The 21,137-nt window shown below is 34.0% G+C and carries 19 protein-coding genes; 15 read left to right on the forward strand and 4 right to left on the reverse strand.

Annotation, left to right across the window (positions count from 1 at the left end):
• The first annotated feature begins 19 nt into the window (after window positions 1–19).
• From ABTV69_RS12410 to ABTV69_RS12450, 9 genes are all read left to right on the forward strand, one after another.
• Window positions 20–1,111 carry a mevalonate kinase family protein gene (locus tag ABTV69_RS12410; protein WP_433829183.1) on the forward strand — a complete coding sequence of 364 codons (1,092 nt, stop codon included), beginning with the start codon at window positions 20–22 and terminating at the stop codon, window positions 1,109–1,111.
• Between the two features lie 6 nt (window positions 1,112–1,117).
• Window positions 1,118–1,999, forward strand: a complete 882-nt coding sequence (locus tag ABTV69_RS12415; protein ID WP_433829185.1) for a sugar phosphate nucleotidyltransferase — start codon at window positions 1,118–1,120, stop codon at window positions 1,997–1,999.
• Between the two features lie 165 nt (window positions 2,000–2,164).
• Window positions 2,165–3,541, forward strand: a complete 1,377-nt coding sequence (locus tag ABTV69_RS12420) for a sugar MFS transporter (protein ID WP_433829187.1) — start codon at window positions 2,165–2,167, stop codon at window positions 3,539–3,541.
• A gap of 29 nt (window positions 3,542–3,570) precedes the next feature.
• A complete protein-coding gene (gene nagB, locus ABTV69_RS12425; protein WP_433829189.1) occupies window positions 3,571–5,499 on the forward strand; it encodes a glucosamine-6-phosphate deaminase in 1,929 nt (642 codons plus the stop codon).
• Window positions 5,500–5,793: 294 nt separating this feature from the next.
• Window positions 5,794–6,024, forward strand: a complete 231-nt coding sequence (locus ABTV69_RS12430) for a DUF3820 family protein (RefSeq protein ID WP_135220046.1) — start codon at window positions 5,794–5,796, stop codon at window positions 6,022–6,024.
• Window positions 6,025–6,246: 222 nt separating this feature from the next.
• On the forward strand, window positions 6,247–7,863 hold the full coding sequence (locus ABTV69_RS12435) for a CTP synthase (RefSeq protein WP_433829191.1): 1,617 nt from the start codon (window positions 6,247–6,249) through the stop codon (window positions 7,861–7,863).
• Window positions 7,864–7,942: 79 nt separating this feature from the next.
• The gene (gene yidC, locus ABTV69_RS12440; RefSeq protein WP_433829192.1) at window positions 7,943–9,865 is read left to right on the forward strand and encodes a membrane protein insertase YidC; all 1,923 of its coding nucleotides are present in this window, start codon (window positions 7,943–7,945) and stop codon (window positions 9,863–9,865) included.
• A gap of 94 nt (window positions 9,866–9,959) precedes the next feature.
• Window positions 9,960–10,685, forward strand: a complete 726-nt coding sequence (locus ABTV69_RS12445) for a toxin-antitoxin system YwqK family antitoxin (RefSeq protein ID WP_433829194.1) — start codon at window positions 9,960–9,962, stop codon at window positions 10,683–10,685.
• An 88-nt stretch (window positions 10,686–10,773) separates the two neighbouring features.
• Entirely contained in the window at window positions 10,774–11,331 is a 558-nt protein-coding gene (locus ABTV69_RS12450) for a DUF4956 domain-containing protein (protein ID WP_433829196.1), read from the forward strand.
• Here the strand turns inward: ABTV69_RS12450 and ABTV69_RS12455 are convergent.
• The gene (locus tag ABTV69_RS12455; RefSeq protein ID WP_433829198.1) at window positions 11,328–13,205 is read right to left on the reverse strand and encodes a PEP/pyruvate-binding domain-containing protein; all 1,878 of its coding nucleotides are present in this window, start codon (window positions 13,203–13,205) and stop codon (window positions 11,328–11,330) included. The two genes, ABTV69_RS12450 and ABTV69_RS12455, sit on opposite strands and share 4 nt — an antisense overlap.
• 142 nt (window positions 13,206–13,347) lie before the next feature.
• Here ABTV69_RS12455 and mnmA point away from each other — a divergent pair, with 142 nt between their 5' ends.
• Genes mnmA through ABTV69_RS12475 form a run of 4 tightly spaced genes read left to right on the forward strand, consistent with a single transcriptional unit; the run spans window position 13,348 to window position 17,569 of the window.
• Window positions 13,348–14,535: a tRNA 2-thiouridine(34) synthase MnmA gene (gene mnmA / locus ABTV69_RS12460; protein WP_433829200.1), complete on the forward strand. Its 1,188-nt coding sequence runs from the start codon at window positions 13,348–13,350 to the stop codon at window positions 14,533–14,535.
• Between the two features lie 45 nt (window positions 14,536–14,580).
• Window positions 14,581–16,188, forward strand: coding sequence for a S8 family serine peptidase (locus ABTV69_RS12465; protein WP_433829202.1), 1,608 nt, complete (start codon window positions 14,581–14,583; stop codon window positions 16,186–16,188).
• A gap of 5 nt (window positions 16,189–16,193) precedes the next feature.
• Entirely contained in the window at window positions 16,194–17,138 is a 945-nt protein-coding gene (locus tag ABTV69_RS12470; RefSeq protein ID WP_433829204.1) for an NAD(P)H-dependent flavin oxidoreductase, read from the forward strand.
• Window positions 17,139–17,158: 20 nt separating this feature from the next.
• Window positions 17,159–17,569 carry a hypothetical protein gene (locus ABTV69_RS12475; protein ID WP_433829206.1) on the forward strand — a complete coding sequence of 137 codons (411 nt, stop codon included), beginning with the start codon at window positions 17,159–17,161 and terminating at the stop codon, window positions 17,567–17,569.
• A gap of 156 nt (window positions 17,570–17,725) precedes the next feature.
• Here the strand turns inward: ABTV69_RS12475 and ABTV69_RS12480 are convergent, their stop codons facing one another.
• Entirely contained in the window at window positions 17,726–18,163 is a 438-nt protein-coding gene (locus ABTV69_RS12480; RefSeq protein WP_433829208.1) for a DUF4268 domain-containing protein, read from the reverse strand.
• 94 nt (window positions 18,164–18,257) lie between these two features.
• On the opposite strand from ABTV69_RS12480, the gene ABTV69_RS12485 reads away from it, so the two are divergent.
• Together ABTV69_RS12485 and ABTV69_RS12490 are read left to right on the forward strand one after the other, a co-directional pair.
• Entirely contained in the window at window positions 18,258–18,902 is a 645-nt protein-coding gene (locus ABTV69_RS12485; RefSeq protein ID WP_433829210.1) for an NUDIX hydrolase, read from the forward strand.
• Between the two features lie 132 nt (window positions 18,903–19,034).
• Window positions 19,035–19,865 (forward strand): lysophospholipid acyltransferase family protein, encoded by an 831-nt coding sequence (locus ABTV69_RS12490; RefSeq protein WP_433829212.1) that lies wholly within the window; start codon window positions 19,035–19,037, stop codon window positions 19,863–19,865.
• A 119-nt stretch (window positions 19,866–19,984) separates the two neighbouring features.
• On the opposite strand, the gene ABTV69_RS12495 is transcribed toward ABTV69_RS12490, so the two are convergent.
• Together ABTV69_RS12495 and ABTV69_RS12500 are read right to left on the reverse strand one after the other, a co-directional pair.
• Window positions 19,985–20,617 (reverse strand): hypothetical protein, encoded by a 633-nt coding sequence (locus ABTV69_RS12495; RefSeq protein WP_433829213.1) that lies wholly within the window; start codon window positions 20,615–20,617, stop codon window positions 19,985–19,987.
• 8 nt (window positions 20,618–20,625) lie between these two features.
• A complete protein-coding gene (locus ABTV69_RS12500; RefSeq protein ID WP_008462500.1) occupies window positions 20,626–21,120 on the reverse strand; it encodes an RNA polymerase sigma factor in 495 nt (164 codons plus the stop codon).
• Between the last annotated feature and the right edge of the window lie 17 nt (window positions 21,121–21,137).

Consider the following 21,137-nt stretch of genomic DNA (forward strand, 5'->3'; position numbering starts at 1 on the left):
TTTTAATATCTTGTTTTTAATGAGAAAAATTACAGCTTCAGCGCCAGGTCGAACCTGTCTCTTTGGAGATCATCAAGATTATTTAGGATTGCCTGTTATAGCCTGCGCTATTGATCGAAATATTAAACTAATTGCAAATGAAAATCAAACCGATACTTTCGTTCTCAATATGATTGATATTGATGAGATTCGGGTTATAGATATATATGCTTCATTTGAAAAATTAGAACCTCGAGATTATTTTGCTTCTTCGTTGCGTGTATTACGCAGATACGGTTGCATACCAACAAAAGGCTACACGATTACGATTACAGGAGATATTCCAATAAACTCAGGAACATCAAGTTCTTCTGCTTTGTTAATGGCATGGATCCGCTTTTTGATAGAAGCTTTTGGAATTGATCATGAAGTTACGCCAGATTTTCTTTCCAAGTTAGGATATGAATCAGAAGTATTAGAACACGGAGAGCCAGGTGGTATGATGGATCATTTTAGCATTGGAGTTGGGAATATCGTGTACATTAATACTAAAAAGCCTTTTTCTTTTGATGTAATAGGAACAGAATTAAAAGGTTTGATCACAGGTGTTTCAGGTGTGCCAAAAGAAACAATTGGTTTGCTAGGGGAACTGAAAGGGAATGCTTTGATGGCAATTGAGATGGTAAAGCAAAATTACCCCCTGTTTGATCTTTATACTTCAGAAATTGAAGATGTAGATAGATATAAAAACTGCCTTCCAGATCGTCTGATTCCGTTTTTTGAGGCGGCAGTCAAAAACTTTTATTATACAAAAGAAGCTTTAAAGGAGTTTGAAAAGCCAGTTTTGGATCTTAAAAAAATTGGCGCTTTAATGAATGGGCATCATGAAGTTTTACGCGATTTATTGAAAATTACAGTTCCAAGAATTGATGAAATGGTAAATGCAGCGCTAAAAGCAGGAGCGTACGGCGCTAAAATTGTGGGTTCTGGCGGCGGCGGAAGCATTGTTGTAATTGCAGATCCTGAAAATGAGGATGTGGTTATTAAAGCGATTTTAGATGCTGGAGCGCAAGAAGCCTATGCGGTAAATGTGGATCCAGGAGTACGAATTATTGATAATATTGAAAATTAAAATAAAATGCATGACAGTTTAGTGATTTTAGCCGGTGGAGCTTCTTCTCGAATGAAAAAAGAAGCGATCACGAATAATTTATCTCAAGAAGAGATTGCGCAAGCTAATGAAAGAAGTAAAGGTTTAATAGGTGTTGGTGCAAGCGGAAGGCCTTTAATGGATTATCTTTTATGGAATGCGAAAAAAGCGGGGTATAAAAACATCTATATTATTATAGGGGAACAAGGCGAATTGTTTAAAGAGTTTTATGGAAGTAAAATGAAAGATAATGATTTTCATGGACTTAATATTTCATTTGCGATTCAGTACATTCCTGAAGGAAGAGTAAAACCTTTTGGAACGGCAGATGCTTTGTTTCAGGCGGTAGAGCAATATCCAGAGCTAAACTCTCAATTTTATTCAGTATGCAATAGCGATAATCTGTATTCGGTAGAAGCATTGCGTAAGTTAAGGGAAACAGATAGTCCGAATGCTTTTATAAGTTATGACCGTGACGCAATGGATTTTCCGTTAGAGCGTATTTCTCGTTTTGCAATTGCTAAATTGGATGCAAATAATCAGTTGCTGGATATTTTAGAAAAGCCTTCAGAAGATGTTTTGGAACAATATAAAGATACAGAAGGAAAAATACGTGTCAGTATGAATGCTTTTAAGTTTAATGGCAAAACCTTATATGCACATCTTAAAAATTGTCCGGTTCATCCAGAGCGTGACGAAAAGGAGCTGCCAACTGTACTTTTAAACTCTGTAAAAGAAAATCCGAATACGACGGTCGGAATTCCGTTTTCTGAGCACGTTCCAGACCTAACAGCCAAAGAAGATATTGCCGATGTAAAAACATATTTGGCAAAATATTATCCTGATTTAAATTGGAATAACAAAAATTAACAAAACTTTCATATCTAAATTAGGAAATAAGGAAATTTAATGTACTACTTTTGTTTTGCAAAAAAAATGCAGATATTTGCATAAATTACGCAATCAATAATGTGAGAGTTGATTCTAATTTAGATTTTGAATTAAATAAATCTATAAACTAATCAACCAAAAATTATGACAAACATTCAAAGTACATTACAAGCAGAGAAAAAAAGTGCCATTGTTCCGATGGTTATTTTAACCTTATTGTTTTTTATTCTAGGATTCGTAACCTGGCTTAACGGACCACTAATTCCGTTTTTTGAATTAGCTTGCGAACTAACCTCTTCGCAAGCCTATTTTGTGACTTTCGCCTTTTATATTGCCTATTTTGTAATGGCAGTTCCTTCCTCCTATATCATTGAAAAAGTAGGATATAAAAACGGAATTTCTCTAGGATTATTGATTATTGCTGCTGGAGCTTTTATGTTTTATCCAGCGGCTTCAAGTCGTACATTTCTCTTGTTTTTATTGGCATTATTTATAATGGGAACTGGATTGGCAGTTCTGCAAACAGCATCAAACCCATATGTGGTGGTAATTGGGCCAAGAGAAAGTGCTGCGGCGAGAATCAGTGTTTTAGGAATTGCCAATAAACTAGCTGGATTTGTAGCACCAATTGTGCTTACAGTTCTGGTTCTGTCTAATATGCAGGACTTTACATCCGATAAAATTGCTTTGATGGATGAAGCTGCAAAAACGAGTGCATTAAATTCTCTTGCTTTACAATTGCAAACACCGTATCTTTATATGGGATTGATTATTACTGTTTTAGCTTTGCTTGTGAAATTTTCTCCACTACCAGAAATTGATTTGGACGAAGAAGGAAATGTTTCTGAACTCAGTATTTTTCAACAGATTAAAAATGCTTTCAAATATCCGCAGTTAGTTTTAGGAGTCATTACTTTGATGCTGTATTTGTCTGCCGAAGTTTTGGCCGGAGATTCTATCGGAGCTTTCGGAAAACAGCTTGGAGTTTATGGTACAGAAGGGAATTTCTATCTTAAATTAACCTCATTTACAATGTCGGCAATGGTTGTTGGATACGTTCTTGGAATAGTGTTGATTCCTAAATATGTTTCGCAAGTGACAGCTTTAAAAGTGTCTGGAATGCTTGGTTTAGTGCTGGTTTTAGCAATTGTTTTGATTTCGCCAAAAATAATGATCGCATTGCCAGGAACTCCAAATATACCATTAGTAATATTATTAGTAGCATTTTTAGGATTAGCAAATGCATTGTGCTGGCCGGCAATTTGGCCAATGGCTTTGCAGGATTTGGGAGGCTATACAAAGATCGGAAGCGCTATTTTGATTATGGGAATTATCGGTGGGGCAGTTTTTCCACTTTTTTACGGAATGATCACAGAAAGTATTAATTCTGCAAATATTGCAAAAAATATGCAAGATGTTTCAAAAAGTGGAAATCAGTTGGCGTATTTGATGTTACTGCCGTCGTATGCAATGATTTTGTTTTATGCTGTAAAAGGGCATAAGTACAGGAAATGGAATTAGTTGAACAAAAAATAAAAAATTAATATATCATGTTAAAAAGTAAAATCGACAAAGCAACAGGTTTCGAAAAACGATTCGAAAACATCAATACTGTTGTTTTTGAAAACTCAACAGATGCTTCAAAAGAAGTAGCGCAAGAAATTGCAGCTTTAATCAAAGAAAAGCAAAAAGAAGGAAAACCATGTATTCTTGGTTTGGCAACAGGTTCTTCTCCAAAAGGATTGTATGCTGAATTAGTGCGTTTGCATAAAGAAGAAGGGTTGAGTTTTAAAAACGTAATCAGTTTTAACTTGGATGAATACTATCCAATGGAACCAAATTCAATCAACAGTTATGTTCGTTTCATGAAAGAGCTTTTGTTTGATCATGTCGATATTTTACCTGAAAACGCTCACGTTCCAGACGGACTTTTGACGAAAGAGCAAATTGCAGATTATTGCCATGAATATGAAGCTAAAATTGAAGCTCTAGGCGGAATCGATCTTCAAATTCTTGGAATTGGAGGGAACGGACACATTGGTTTTAACGAATCAGGTTCGCTTCAAAACTCTAAAACGCGTTTAGTGGCTTTAGATCACATTACAAGAGTTGCGGCAAGTAAAGATTTTTATGGTTTGAACCATACGCCAAGAACTGCAATTACGCTTGGAGTTAAAAAAATCATGGAAGCAAAAAGAGTAATCTTATTGGCTTGGGGAGAAGGAAAAGCAAGTATTGTAAAGAAATCTGTTGAAGATGAAGTTACAAACAGAGTTCCAGCTTCATTTTTGCAAGAGCACAATAATGCAGTTTTTATTTTAGATAAAGAGGCTTCTTCAAAACTTACCAGAGTTAATAAGCCTTGGTTGGTTGAGAAAATTGTTTGGACAGATAAATTAATCCGTAAAGCAGTTTTAGGATTAGCACTAGATCTTAAAAAGCCAATTTTGATGCTTACAGATGCAGATTATATCGAAAATGGTATGAGTGATTTGTTGGCAGATTCAGGCCCGGCTTACGATATCAATATTAAGATTTTTAATAAATTACAAAATACAATTACAGGTTGGCCAGGTGGAAAACCAAATTCAGACGATTCAAACCGTCCAGAAAGAGCAGAGCCAGCAAAAAAACGTGTATTGATTTTCTCTCCGCACCCAGATGACGATATCATTAGTATGGGAGGAACTTTCATGCGTTTGCAAGAGCAAGGTCATGAAGTTCACGTGGCCTACCAAACTTCTGGAAACATTGCAGTTGCTGATGATGAGGCCTTGCGTTTTGCAAGATTCGTAATTGATTACAACGAGAAATTCGGAATCAAAAGTCCAGAAGCAGATGATATTTACAAAAAAGCAGAAGCTTTCTTAGAGAACAAAAAGAACAGTGAAATTGATATTCCTGAAGTTCGTTATATTAAAGGTTTAATCAGAAAAGGAGAGGCGAGAGCGACAAGTTATTTCGTAGGTCTTCCAGATTCTCAGATTCACTTTATGGAATTGCCTTTCTACGAAACAGGAACAATTGAGAAAAAACCAATCGGACCAGAAGATATTCAGTTGACAGTTGATTTAATTGAGAAAATTAAACCACATCAGATTTATGCAGCTGGTGATTTAGCAGATCCACACGGAACGCACAAAGTTTGTTTGGATGCTATTTTTGAAGCAGTAAAAGTTTTAAAACCAAAAGAATTCATGAACGACTGCTGGTTATGGTTGTACCGTGGAGCTTGGCAAGAATGGGGAATTGACGAAGTTGAAATGGCAGTTCCAATGAGTCCAGATCAGGTTTTAGCAAAACGTCACGGAATCTTCAAACACCAATCTCAAAAAGATGGAGTTGTTTTCCAGGGAACAGACGCAAGAGAGTTCTGGCAGAGAGCAGAAGACAGAAACCGCGAAACAGCTGAATTGTACCACCAATTAGGTTTAGCAACTTATGCGGCTATGGAGGCTTTTGTGAGATGGCATTATTAAGACACTAAGGTTCTAAGTTGCTAAGATTCTAAGTTTTTTTAGTTTCTAGACAATTAGAATAGATAATATTTTTGAAGCAGGGAGAGGGAACGAAAAGAAGTTCTTTTTTCTTGCTTCTTTTGTTTAGTTTCTAAGTTGCTGAGATACTGAGATGCTAAGATTTAAACTGATAATTATTTTATCCCGATGACTATCGGGAGTGGCAAAAGAAAAAAATAATAGTAGTTTTGCATACAGTGAAATAAGCGAAAAGGCGAATCAGTCTTTCCTCTTGCTTCTTTCCTCTTCTAAACTATGGAACAAGACAAAAAACAACTCATAAAATTAGCCCACACCAAAATGCCTTTCGGAAAGTATGAAGGAAAATATTTAATTGATCTTCCAGAATATTATGTCGTTTGGTATCATAATAAGGGTTTTCCAAAAGGAGAGCTTGGGCAACAACTGCAACTTATTTACGAATTAAAACTAAACGGTCTAGAAGAATTAATTCGAAATATAAAAAAGCAATATCCTAAACCATAAAATAATTAAATAATGAGAAAATAAGAAAATTAGATAATGTTTAGAGAGATAACATTAAAATGTTGCTTTAAAGTGAATTTAATTCATTGTTTTCTAATATCACTTATCTATTTCTTAAATTTTCTAATTGATACATTTTCTAATTTTCTAATTAGCAAATTGTCTAATTAAATTTGTACTTTTGCCAAGTTTTTTACACAACTACTTACAAACAACAACAGAATGAATCAAACAAAATATATTTTTGTTACAGGAGGTGTGACCTCTTCATTAGGAAAAGGAATTATCGCGGCATCTTTGGCAAAATTGTTACAAGGAAGAGGATACCGCACGACTATTCAGAAATTTGATCCATACATTAACGTAGATCCAGGGACACTAAACCCGTACGAGCACGGAGAATGTTATGTGACAGACGATGGAGCTGAAACTGACTTAGACTTAGGGCACTACGAGCGTTTCTTGAACGTTCCTACTTCTCAGGCTAATAACGTTACTACAGGAAGAGTTTATCTTTCGGTTATTGAAAAAGAAAGAAGAGGAGAATTTTTAGGAAAAACAGTTCAAGTTGTTCCTCATATCACAAACGAAATCAAAGACAGAATGCAATTGCTAGGTAAATCTGGCGATTATGATATTGTTATTACTGAAATTGGTGGTACTGTTGGTGATATCGAATCTCTACCTTATATAGAATCTGTTCGTCAATTGGTTTGGGAGTTAGGTGAAAATAACGGAATTGTTATTCATTTAACTTTAGTTCCTTATTTGGCTGCAGCGGGAGAATTAAAAACAAAACCAACACAACACTCTGTTAAAACTTTAATGGAGAGTGGTATCAAAGCCGATATTTTGGTTTGTAGAACAGAGCACGAATTGTCTCAGGAATTACGCCAAAAATTAGCTTTATTCTGTAATGTGAAGAAAGAAGCGGTTATTCAATCTATTGATGCTTCTACAATATATGAAGTTCCAAATTTAATGCTTGAAGAAGGATTAGATGTTGTGGCTTTAAAGAAATTAGATCTTCCTAAAAAAGCATCTCCAGATTTAAAAACTTGGAATACTTTCTTAAAAAGATTAAAAAGTCCAAAACAAACGGTAAACATTGGTTTGGTTGGGAAATATGTAGAAATGCAAGATTGCTACAAATCTATTTTAGAGGCGTTCATTCATGCAGGTGCTGCAAATGAAACTAAAGTAAATGTAATTTCGATTCACTCAGAGCATATTAATGCTGAGAATGTAGAAGAGAAATTAGGATCTCTTGACGGAGTTTTAGTTGCTCCAGGTTTTGGAGAAAGAGGTATTGAAGGAAAAATCGAAGCGGTTCGTTTTGTACGTGAAAACAACATTCCTTTCTTCGGAATTTGTTTAGGAATGCAAATGTCTGTTATCGAATATTCTAGAAATATTTTAGGTTACGCTGAAGCGAATTCAACAGAGATGAACGAGAAAACGTCTCATCCAGTTGTGAGCTTAATGGAAGAACAGAAAAACGTAACAGACAAAGGAGGAACAATGCGTTTAGGTGCTTGGAAATGTGATATTAAACCAGACACTTTAGCGTATAGAATTTACGGAGAAAAAACTATTTCGGAGCGTCACCGCCACCGTTATGAGTACAACAATAAATATGCTGATGAATTGCAAAAAGCTGGTTTAAAAGCTTCTGGAGTTAACCCAGATACAGGTTTAGTAGAAATCGTAGAGCTTGAAAACCACCCATTTTTCATTGGTGTACAATACCACCCAGAATATAAGAGTACAGTTGCGAATCCGCATCCTATTTTTGTAAACTTTGTGGCAGCTGCTGTAAATGCACACAAAAAACAGTAATTAATATTTGGAGAAGTTTGTAACTTTTGAGATAGACTCAGTACTAATAGACTTCAATGAATAACTTTTTTAAATTATAATGGAAGAAAAAAAATTAGACCTTAATTCGATCATCGGTTTTGTATTGATATTCGGAATTTTGATTTGGATTATGTACCAGAATCAGCCTTCTGAAAAAGAAATCGCTGCAGAAAAAGCTAAGAAAGAATTAGTTGCTAAACAAGAAGCACAAGCAAAAGCAGATAAAGCTAAAACTGCGTCATTACCAGCTGCTGCTGTAACTCCTGGAGATACAGTTCAATTGGCACAATTGCAAAAAACTTTAGGAGGATTTGCTTATTCTGCAACACTTCCTTCTGCAAAAGAAGCTTTCACTACAATCGAAAACGAAAAATTAAGATTGAAGATTGCTAATAAAGGTGGTTATATTGTTGAAGCGACTTTAAAAGAATTCGAAAGATTAAAAAAAGGTTCTGGTCAATTAGTTGAGTTAATTAAAAATAACAACTCAAATTTAAATTTACAGCTTCTTACTACAGATAATAGAACATTAAATTCTAAAGATTTGTATTTTGAACCAACATTAGAAAAAATTGGTGCAGACCAAGTTTTATCTATGCGTTTGAAAGCAGGAGCTAACGAATTTTTAGAATATAAATATATTCTTAAACCAAATGATTATTTAGTTGGTTTTGATATCCGTTCTCAAGGTTTAAACAGAGTTTTAAATGCTGTTAAGCCAGTTGATATGCAATGGGATTTAAAAACATACAGAAACGAAAAAAGCGTTGCGTATGAAAATCGTTATGCACAAATCGATTATAAATACGAAGAATCGAAATATAATAATGTAACTTCTCGCGGACAAGGAAAAGAAGAGACGCCTACAAAAGTTAGTTATGTAGCTTTCAAACAGCATTTCTTTACCACTATTTTATCTACAGAAAAACCTTTTGAAACTTCAAAATTACAATCTGACGATTTAGTTAAAGATGAAAAAATCGATACTGTTTTTACAAAGCAGTTTAGAGCTAGTTTGCCTTTAGCATTTTCTAATGGAGAGATCGATTACAAGATGAATTTGTATATGGGTCCTGCAGATTACAAAACTTTAAAAGCTTACGATAAAAACTTCGAAAAGATTATTCCATTAGGATGGGGAATCTTCGGATGGATCAATAAATGGATTTTCATTCCTTTATTCGGTTTCTTAAGCTCAACAATTGGATTGTCTTTAGGAATTGCGATCATTATTTTTACCATTATCATCAAATTGGCTATGTCGCCAATTACGTATAAGTCATTCTTGTCTCAGGCAAAAATGAAAGTTTTAAGACCTGATATTGCAGAGTTGGGAGAGAAATTCAAAAAAGACCCAATGAAGAAACAACAGGAGACAATGAAACTATACAACAAAGCAGGTGTAAACCCAATGGCAGGATGTATCCCAGCATTGATTCAGTTGCCTTTTATGTATGCATCGTTCCAGTTTTTCCCTGCAGCGTTTGAATTAAGACAAAAAAGCTTCCTTTGGGCAGACGATTTATCTTCTTTTGACTCGGTTGTAAAATTACCTTTCAATATTCCAATGTATGGAGATCACATCAGTTTGTTCCCAATCTTGGCAGCAATTGCGATTTTTTTCTACATGAAAATGACTTCTGGAGATCAGCAAATGGCTGCTCCTCAACAAGAAGGAATGCCGGATATGGCAAAAATGATGAAAATCATGATTTATGTTTCGCCATTAATGATGTTAATTTTCTTCAACAACTACGGTTCTGGATTATCTTTATACAACTTTATTTCGAACTTAATTACAATCGGAATTATGTTTGTGATCAAGAATTATATTGTAGACAGTGATAAAATTCACGCTCAGATTCAAGAGAACAAGCAAAGAGAACCTAAAAAGCCAAGTAAGTTCCAACAGCGTCTTCAAGAAGTAATGGAACAGCAAGAAGCGGCAAAAGCAGCTCAGGCAAATAAAAAGAAGAAATAATTCTAAATAAAAAAATCTCGATTTATCGGGATTTTTTTATACCATTATACTTTATAATTCAGTTTTTCGTTAAGCATATAAAATAAAATTTATCATGATCTCAAAAAGAATCTTATTTGGTTTATTGTTCCTAATAGCATTGGTTTCGAATGCGCAAACTGATAGTAACAAACTTGATGCTGCAGGAAAAAAAGACGGACTTTGGAAAGGAACTTATGCAGAATCTAAACGCCCGCGTTACGAGGGCACTTTTGATCATGGAAAAGAAACGGGTGTTTTTAAATTTTTTGATGATACAAAGAAGGGAGACATTATCGCTACAAGAGATTTTAGCGCAAATGATGGAAGTTCGTACACCATTTTTTTCGATCAAAATAAAAACAAAGTAAGCGAAGGGAAAGAAATCGGTAAAGCTCGTGAAGGCGAATGGAAATATTATCATAAAGCTTCTAAAATTGTAATGACGGTAGAGAATTATAAAAATGGAAAATTGGAAGGCTTAAAAACGATTTATTATCCAAATGGCAATGTTGCAGAAGAAATGAGATATAAAAATGGTTTGCAAGAAGGAGCATATAAAAAAATAGGAATCGATGGGACGCTTCTTGAAGAATCCAATTTTAAAAATAACGAATACAACGGAGATGCTATATTTTACGATTCAGACAAATCGATTGCTTCTAAAGGTAAATTTATAAATGGTAAAAAAGCAGGAATTTGGCAGTTTTATCAAAAAGGAAAATTGGTTAAAGAAGTTAATATGAGCGATCCTAAAAATACCAATAAAGCTGCTGAAAAAGGAGGAACAACTAAAAAATAATAGTTTTAAAAGCTGAGGTTCATTGTTTAAAAAAATAAATGGTTAAATTTAAAATGTTTACTTTTGATTAACCAATTATGCCCAACTAATGGATTTGCAAGAACTTTTAGGACGATTTTTATTGCTGTTTTTCTCGATTTTGGTTTTGTATTTTTTCTCTAATAGAAAAGATAACGCCACCATAAATCCGTTAATGGTTATTGTGGGACTTTGCACTTTTTCTCTTTGTTATCTTTTTACCAAAATAGAAATTGGAGTCGGAATTGGTTTCGGACTTTTTGCGATTTTTTCGATACTCCGTTTTAGAACACAATCTTTTACCGTCAATGCGATAATATTTCTTTTTGCGACAATAACTTTGTCAATTTTGGACATTATGTATCCATTTGAAAAGATAGAATTGCTTTTGTTTTTTCAAATCACTATCATCGGATTTTATATCGCCGCTTCGGTGATCGTAAATAAAAAAGTTTCAAAATATCTGAATTCTGTCGATTTGAAAATTCCGCTTGATGAAAACTTTTCTTTGAACTCAGAAGCAATTCGAAAGTCCATTCAGGAGAAAATAAAGATTGAAGATTTTGATTTTAGAATTGTTTTAATCAATACATCTGCCAACGAAATAGATTTATTAGTTTTCTACTAATCGTTGAAAGGACGGACTTGCTTGATATATAAATCTCTTTTTTCGCCGACAATTTTAAACTCAATATCTACAGGATGAAATTGGTTTTTACGCCAATAGCGATACATTTTACTCTCAATTTTCTTGCTGACATCATAAAGATTGCTCATTTCTTTTCGTGTCAATAAAGGTTCATTATTGTTCAAGTTGGAATTGGACGTGTAATCAATATCAAAATCAGTTTCGTCTTTTCCGTCATTAAAATGATAAGCAACAAATTGTTCGCAGATTTCCCCTTTTTCGGGTTTTACAACCGAATTTTCTCCTTTTTGAACATTAACTGTAATACCTGGGAAATTAGCTCTAAATATATTTTTAGTGATAATTACGCCATTTACCAATTCATCAGGGAAAGAGCGATGCACTAAAACTCCCATTGCAATATTTTGCTGATCGATTCCAAAAAGCTCCCTTTCGTTATACGAGGCTTCATTCCAAACGCTTGCCCAAACTTGTTTTATGGCTTTTTCGAAAGTTTTGACACTGTCGCCTAATATTCCAGTTTTAGAATCGTACAATCCTGCACCATTAAAATCATCTAAATCTTCTGCATTTGTTGACGAACGAAATCTGAAGTTTTTGAATTTTGCATTTTTAAAAGTTTCATTTAGTTTGGCAATCAATGCGGGATCAACGTTTTCTTTTTTTATAGCCTCTCTAATTTTTTTCAGTTGCTTGTTAATCCAAATTGTAGAATCTTTATGCGGATAAGCCAAAAGTTCTGCAATTAAAGGAGAAATAGAAGCTTTCTGAATATGTTGCGTATAAAAATAAAACGGAATGGCATGTGCATCTTCTGGAGTTTTAAAAGGAATTTCTTTTGAAATTGCAATCAAATACGCCATGTTTTGCGCTTTCGAACCAATATAATTCACTCCTTTTTTAGGAATTGTCGATAAACTGACTAATTCGGTGATAGAATTGTCAATCGTTAGTTTTTTCTTTTTTTCGACTGATTTTATAGGGATTTTCTTGGAAGTTTCTTTTATGAAAAAAGTATCGACCTGAATTTTTAATTCTACTTTTTTAGAAAGCAATCTTTTGATGTTATTGTCTTTTTCAATATCAGTGTACGCCATAATCGGAATCTTTCTGTTTTTACCTAAAAGTACCAAATGGCTTAGTGGAGTTTGAAGTTCGTTTACAATAATTCCTCTCACATTCGGGAGGATATCTGGCGTTCCATCCAAGATAATAATTTCGTCAGAATTCGGTTTTACGGTTTCTAATTCTTTAATTTTGTATTGCTTCAAAATTCCAATATTTGTTCCTCGAACAACTTCTTGATATTTAATTTCTCCAAAAATATAATCTGATTTTACGCAAGGAATTTTGAATTTTTGTTGCTGAAACCATTCCATCATTTCTGAATTATTTAGATAAAATTTTAATTTTTCGCCAATAAATGTGGAGTTTTTGACCATATTAAAAAAACGTTCAATCAAAGGCAAAGGCATATGATCGGACGCAGCCAGTTCAAAAATCCATTTGTCGGTTCCTTTAATGTGATTTAAATTTCCGAGAAGAAAATCCCTGTTTTTTTCTGTATCGCTATAATTTTCATTGTTGAATATTTCAAGATCTTGGCTGTAGCCTAAATAATTAACTACAAAATCGTAATGAAGCGGAATAACGCTGCTGTTGAAATAATACATTTTCTGTTTTCGAAGATCGTAAATCACTTTTACAGACTCAATATTCGAAAATTTATCCGACAAAGGTTTTCCTCTAAATACTTTATATGCTTCATAATTTGGCAAAGAGGCGCTAAATCGCTGCGCGCTAAGAGAAGTTAGAGCGAGAAGGAAAAATAGACTGTAAATGTATTTTTTCATGCTGTAAAAATGTATGATTAAATGTACTTAAAAAAGCAATAAGTTTTATCTACAGCAGCATTACTTAAACTAATGCAAACCTTTGTGCAATTTTCTATTATTTGGCGTACCTTTGCAACCTTAAAAAATTAAACATTTCAAAATGAAACGAGTAGTTGTTGGACTTTCAGGTGGAGTAGATTCTAGTGTTGCAGCCTATTTATTGCAACAACAAGGATACGAAGTAATTGGCCTTTTTATGAAGAATTGGCACGATGATTCGGTTACTATTTCTAATGAATGTCCTTGGCTTGAAGACAGTAACGATGCTTTGCTTGTTGCTGAAAAACTAGGAATTCCGTTTCAAACTGTTGATTTAAGCGAAGAATACAAAGAAAAAATTGTTGATTACATGTTCAACGAATACGAAAAAGGACGAACTCCAAATCCTGACGTGCTTTGTAACCGCGAAATCAAATTTGATGTGTTTATGAAAATCGCTTTAAGTCTTGGTGCAGATTACGTTGCAACTGGACATTATTGTCAAAAAAGCGAAATTGAAGTAGACGGAAAACCGGTTTATCAATTAATTGCTGGAGTAGATAATAATAAAGATCAATCTTATTTCTTATGTCAGCTTTCGCAAGAGCAATTGTCTAAAGCTTTGTTCCCAATTGGCGCTTTAACTAAACCAGAAGTTCGTGAAATTGCGGCTGAAATGGAGTTGGTTACAGCAGAAAAGAAAGATTCTCAAGGTTTGTGTTTTATTGGAAAAGTTCGTCTTCCAGAATTTTTGCAGCAAAAACTACAGCCAAAAGAAGGGAAAATTGTTCAGGTCGATAAAAACGATCCGATTTATAATTCTGAAATATCAGGTGAACTTTCTTCGGAAGAGCGATTAAAATTTGAATCTCGAAAATTAGAATATCTTCCAACAATGGGAAAAGTGGTTGGGAAACATCAAGGAGCTCACTATTTTACAGTTGGACAAAGAAAAGGTCTGAACGTAGGAGGAACTACAGATCCTTTGTTTGTAATTGCAACCGATGTGGAAACTAATACTATTTATACAGGTTTGTCAAGCCAACACCCTGGTTTATTTAAAAAAGCACTTTTTGTTGGAAAAACTGAAGTACACTGGGTTAGAGAAGATATGGCACTGAAAGCTGGAGAAAAAATGGAAGTAATGGCTAGGATTCGTTACCGTCAGCCTTTGCAAAAAGCCGTTTTATATCAGTTTGAAGACGGAATGTATGTTGAGTTTGAAGAACCACAATCTGCTATTACAGAAGGACAATTTGTTGCTTGGTATTTAGAAAATGAATTAGTTGGTTCGGGAGTAATTTCTTAGCTTTATACTTTAATTTAGGACTAAATCCCTAAAAGGTATAAATGAATGAGATATAACTTTACTTTACTTTTATTATTTCTTTCGTTTGCGGTATTTGCACAAGAAGATGCATGGGTATATTTTAACGGAAAACCTAATGCACAAGCTTTTTATGATAATCCGCTAACCGAACTTTCGCAAAGAGCCTTGGATCGAAGAACGAACCAGAATATCGCTTTGGATATTACAGATGCTCCTTTAGAAACTTCTTATATAAATCAAATTGCGGCAAGTACGGGAATTACAGTAAAGGCGCAATCAAAATGGCTTAATGCACTCCATGTTCAAGGAAGTCAGGCTAATATTAATGCTTTAAAATCTTTAGCGTTCGTTCAAAAAGCAGAATTTGCAGATAGAACTTTAAACACTACAGGGAAAAAAGTTTCTGAAACTGCAATCAATCAGACAAAAAAGCAATCACAAACCGCTATTGATTATGCTTACGGTAATTCAGCCAATCAAATTCAGATGTTGAATGGGCAGGTTTTACATCAGCAGAATTATACTGGAGAAGGTAAAGTTATTGCTGTTTTAGATGCTGGATTTCCGGGCGTCAATACCGCTCAGCCTTTTGCAAATCTCAGAAATAATAATAAAATTTTGGGAGGATACGATTATACTACTCGAAATGCTAATTTTTATGCTGGGGGAGATCATGGAACAAAAGTGCTTTCTACAATGGGCGGTTACAAAGAAAATGCTCTAATAGGAACGGCTCCAAATGCTTCCTATTATCTTTTTATAACTGAAATTGATGCTGAAGAAAATCCGCTTGAAGAATCGCTTTGGGTTGAAGCTGCTGAGAAAGCAGATGCTTTGGGGGTTGATATTATTACAACTTCACTCGGATATTTCCTTGATCGTGATGAAACCAGATATAATCATACTTACAGCGATATGAACGGAACTACTACTTTTATTTCTCGTGGTGCTGAAATCGCTTTTAGTAAAGGAATGTTAGTTTTGGCTTCTGCTGGAAATGAAGGAACTCAACCTGAAAAGCATATTGGCGCTCCTGCTGATGCTATTTCTGTTTTAGCCATTGGTTCGGTTACGGCATCTAAAGTGAAAGCGAGTTCCAGTTCAATTGGACCGACTTATGATGGTAGAATAAAGCCAGATGTTATGGCTCAGGGTGCAGCAGCAATAGTTTCTGATCCAAATGGAACTATTGGAACTGCAAGCGGAACTTCTTTTTCGTGTCCGATAATGGCAGGAATGGCGGCTTCTTTATGGCAGGCTTTTCCATCAAAAACAAACAAAGAAATAAGGCAAATGATTTTGGCTTCCGCCGATCGATATACTAATCCAGACAATAATTATGGATACGGAATCCCTAATTTTGGTGCAGCATTAAGTGTGGATAGTTTTATTGCTGAAGCTTCTTTTTCAGTATACCCAAATCCAGTCAAAAATGAAATTTCATTTTCTTTTTTAAATGAAAATAATACAGCTTCGGTAACGATTTATTCCATTTTAGGGCAAAAATTAATCGAAGAAAAAATCAATAATTCAAATCCAGTTCTTTCCTTGCAATCGCTTCAAAATGGACTTTACATTTATAGTTTTGATGCCGATAATCTGCATAAAACAGGAAAGATCATCAAGCAATAATTTTAATGAATAAAATCACCCAGCTTTTTAATATAAAATACCCAATCATTCAAGGCGGAATGATTTGGAATAGTGGTTACAAATTGGCTTCGGCAGTTAGCAATGCAGGAGGTTTAGGACTTATTGGTGCGGGTTCTATGTATCCAGAAGTTTTAAGAGAACATATTCAGAAATGTAAAAAAGCAACTGATAAACCTTTTGGCGTAAACATTCCAATGTTGTATCCGAATATTGAAGAAATCATGAATATTGTGGTTGAGGAAGGAGTGAAAATTGTTTTTACTTCAGCAGGAAATCCAAAAACTTGGACCTCTTTTTTGAAAGAAAGAGGCATTACAGTGGTTCATGTGGTAAGCAGCAGTGTTTTTGCTTTAAAAGCACAAGATGCTGGAGTTGATGCTGTCGTAGCTGAAGGTTTTGAAGCGGGCGGACATAACGGACGCGAAGAAACTACTACTTTAACGTTGATTCCGATGGTAAAGGAAAAAATAAAAATTCCTTTAATCGCAGCGGGCGGAATCGCAACTGGAAGAGGAATGCTGGCTGCTATGGTTTTAGGAGCAGACGGTGTTCAGGTTGGAAGCCGTTTTGCAGCATCGCTAGAATCTTCTGCACACAATAATTTTAAAGATACTATAGTTAGTACTTTAGAAGGAGGTACGCAATTGACATTGAAAGAATTAGCGCCGGTTAGATTGGTTAAAAATAAGTTTTATCAGGATGTTCAAGATTTGTATCAAAAATGTCCTTCCAAAGAAGAATTGGTACAGCTTTTAGGTCGAGCAAGAGCCAAAAAAGGAATGTTTGAAGGAGATTTGGATGAAGGAGAATTGGAAATCGGACAAGTTGCAGGTCTGATTCATGAAATTTTACCGGTTGAAGAAATTATTCAACAAATGATTGCAGAATTTGAAGTCGCATCCAAAGAAAAGACTACATTTGAGTTTTAATTGACTGCAAGAAATAAACTATGAATTCTATACGCACATATATTTTATTACTTTTTTTAGGATTGGGTTTTCAACAAGCTAGAAGTCAGTCATATCATTTTAAAACTTCAGGATTTAGCGTTCTAGAAAAAAACGAAAGAGGAAAATGGGGCGAGTGGTCCAATCTAGATTTAGTAAATCTTTCGGTTGTTTTAGATACCAATAAACACAGAATTGTAGTTTACTCGCAAGAAATCCAGCTTTACAATATTTTAGATTATATCGAAAGAGAAGAAAACGATACCGATATTGTGTATTCTTTTATGTGTAAAGACAACGACGGAAAAGAATGTAAACTGTCAATTATTACGAGAAAAAAACAAGATTATCGTAAACAGCTTTATATTAATTACGATGATCATATTATTGTTTATAATATTATTACAGTTTAGTTTTAAGGTTCTGAGATACTAAGATGCTAAGGTTCTAAGTTTTTTTTAGAGCTTGCACAAAATAATAAACCCGACAGGTTTTTAAAACCTGTCGGGTTTGCTATATGAAATCAGAACTTAGAATCTCAAAATCTTAGGATCTCAGCATCTTAGGCCTCAATTCTCAACATCTTTAATAAACTCGTCGTATTCTAAATAGAACATTTCCAGAGCGTGCATATTTTCGTTGAAAAAATCAAAAATAGTATCCCAAGTATTTCGGTTGCTAAAACCAACTCCTAATTTTTCAACCCAAATTCGGCTGATATTTTTACCGCTTTCTAGAGTGTGATTTTTTTCAAAAACCAGATCTTTAATAAATTCTTCTTCTAAGATGTTTTTTAGAGCTTCCAATTTTTCAAAATACGCATAACGTTTTTCATCGCTTCGTTGTTCAATATCAATTAAAACTTGCGCCTTTTTATTGTCAACATAAAATTTAAAAGAAAAGTCTTTAATCTTTGTATCATAAAGCACCCACTTACGAGGATATTTTTCTGCAAAAGCTACCCAAAATTCTCTTTTTATTCGTTGCGATTCTTCTCTGCTGTACATTTTTTTTTAGGCTTTAAGATTAGAAAACTTGCGGTACTGCGTTTTCTGAAGTATATTTATGTTTTATTTGAAAGTACAAAAATAAGCTTTGATTATGAATTTTCAAGACTTTTTGAAATATGTTCCCAATATAATTCCTGTAGAGCTGCCAGCTGTAACATCACACTTAAAAATGGCTCCAAAAGAGCGTATAGAGGGATTAAAAAATCTTGATATTGATGCTTTAAACGCTAGAATGGCGGGGGTAATGATGCTGTTTTATCCAAAACAGGAAAAAACGCATTTGGTTTTGATTGTTAGAAATGCTTATGATGGAGTTCATTCAGCTCAAATTGCATTTCCTGGTGGAAAATACGAAAAGGAGGATATAAATTTTGAAACCACAGCACTTAGAGAAACACATGAAGAGGTCGGAATTACGGGAGATAAGATAGAAATTATTAAACAATTTTCTCCAATGTATATTCCGCCAAGTAATTTTTTGGTGCATCCTTTTTTAGGAATTGCAACAGAAGAACTTTCTTTTTATCCCGATATACGTGAAGTTGCTGGAATTATCGAATTGCCTTTATCAGTTTTTTTAAATGATGATATCATTATCGAGGCCAGATTATCAACTTCTTACGGAGCTAATATTTTAGTTCCTGCTTTTAATATTCAAAATCATATTGTTTGGGGAGCCACCGCAATGATTTTGAGTGAATTGCGCGATGTTTTAAATACCGCTATTGCGAAATAAATTTGATAAAGTTTATTTAATGATTTGATATTCATTTGGATAACTGTTAATTCGAGAAATTGTTTTAAAGTGTTGCTAAAAGAATAATTTTTGTATGTTTGCGACCTAACAAAAAAATAAGACAAATTAGTTATGGGATTGTTTAAACGAAATCCTTTTGGGCATATTTTATTCATCAAGAAATGGTTGATCCGAGTTCTGGGTGCAATGACTCATAAGAGATATAGAGGTTTTAATGAATTGCAGATTGAAGGGTCTGAAATTATTAAAACACTTCCAGATACTAATGTTTTGTTTATTTCCAATCACCAGACTTATTTTGCAGACGTTGTAGCGATGTTTCATGTTTTTAATGCTAGTTTATCAGGACGTCAGGATACGATTAAGAATATTGGTTATTTGTGGCAACCAAAAATGAACATCTATTATGTAGCAGCAAAAGAAACTATGCAAGCTGGATTGCTGCCACGAATTTTAGCTTATGTGGGAGCTATTACAGTTGAAAGAACTTGGCGTGCAAAAGGTGTTGATGTTACGGAAAAGAGAGAAGTAAATCCTAACGATACAGAAAATATCAGAATTGCACTTGAAGACGGTTGGGTTATTACTTTTCCGCAAGGAACTACAAAATCGTTTAAACCAGTTCGTAAAGGAACTGCTCATATTATTAAACAGCACAAACCAATCGTTATCCCTATTGTAATTGATGGTTTTCGCCGTTCGTTTGATAAAAAAGGACTTCGAATGAAGAAAAAAGGAATTCTTCAATCTTTCATTATCAAAGAACCTCTTGATATTGATTATGAAAATGACACCATCGATCAAATCGTTGAAAAAGTAGAATACGCAATCGAACAGCATCCTTCATTTTTAAAAGTTATCCCTGCTGAAGAAATAAAAGCACAAGAAGAACTTAATGAAATGAGAAGATGGAGCTACAAGGATTCAGAAAATGAATATTAAGATTTTAGATTTAGGAATTCTGATTTTAGATTTCAGATTTTTTGTTTCAAGTTTCAAATTTACTCCAAGCTTAAAAAAAAACTTAGAACCTTAGAATCTTAGCACCCCATAACCTTTCTTTAGAAATCTATCTTCTTCAACTCTTTATAATTCGCATATAATCTGCGCAAAAGTGTTCCGTAAATAACTCTATAGAAACACCAGAACAATCCAAAGAAACCTAAAATTACTAGGAACAATATGCCGATTGTAGCAAACATTGCTTTTCCGTTCAGGGCTAATTTTTCTCTAAGAAACTCCATATCTGGATTGTAGACAAAAGCAATAAAGAAGCTTAAAATAGCTGTAATGACAATCATTCCCAGATTGTACCAAACGTAATACTGTACTGTTTTGCGAGTTTTGAGAATAGCACTCATCAAAGATTTTGTAGCTACTGTAGTCGAAATAGTTTTGTAATTTTTGTAGAAAATGTAAACAAAAATCAATACCACAACGTAATTGAAGTACGTTAGAAACTCTAAAGCAGTAACAATTTCAGGATGATTTATTTTCCGCAGTACATCATCTGTATTAATGAATAAGTTTGAAAACGTCCAAAATGAAATTTCTAAAATACTGATAATCAATATCCATTTTACAATAGAGGATGATTTTTTGTGGATCATCTTATAGATTTCAGTTTCAGAAATTTGTTGAAAAGAAGCAGCGCTCTTTTGCCAGTCTTTTTTTAGTAAATCCAGTTCTTTCATAATAATTTTTAAGGATTTAATATTTTTTTAAGTTTCCCTTTGATTCTGTTCATTTTCACGCGTGCATTCACTTCGCTGATTCCTAAGGTTTCAGCTATTTCTTGATAATCTTTGTCTTCTAAATACATAAAAACTAATGCCTTTTCGATGTCATTCAATTGATAAACCGCTTTATACATCAGTTTAATCTGTTCTTCTTCTTCATAATTGTAGTCAACATCTTTTACAAAATGCTGATGGTTTTCATAATCTACGGTCGATATAGTTCTTTTGGTTTTTCGGTATAAGGTAATTGCTGTGTTTAAGGCGACACGATACGTCCAAGTCGAAAATTTACTGTCGCCTCTAAATTTTGGATAAGCTTTCCAAAGCTGAATAGTAATTTCTTGAAACAAGTCTTTATGAGCATCTTCGCCAGCAGTATACAATCTACAAATCTTGTGGATTATATTCTGATTTGCCTGCAGCTGCGCAACAAATGACTGTTCTAGATTTTCGCTCATACAGTATTAGTAGTTAT

It is taken from the genome of Flavobacterium anhuiense, assembly GCF_050990855.1.
Taxonomy (GTDB): domain Bacteria; phylum Bacteroidota; class Bacteroidia; order Flavobacteriales; family Flavobacteriaceae; genus Flavobacterium; species Flavobacterium anhuiense_C.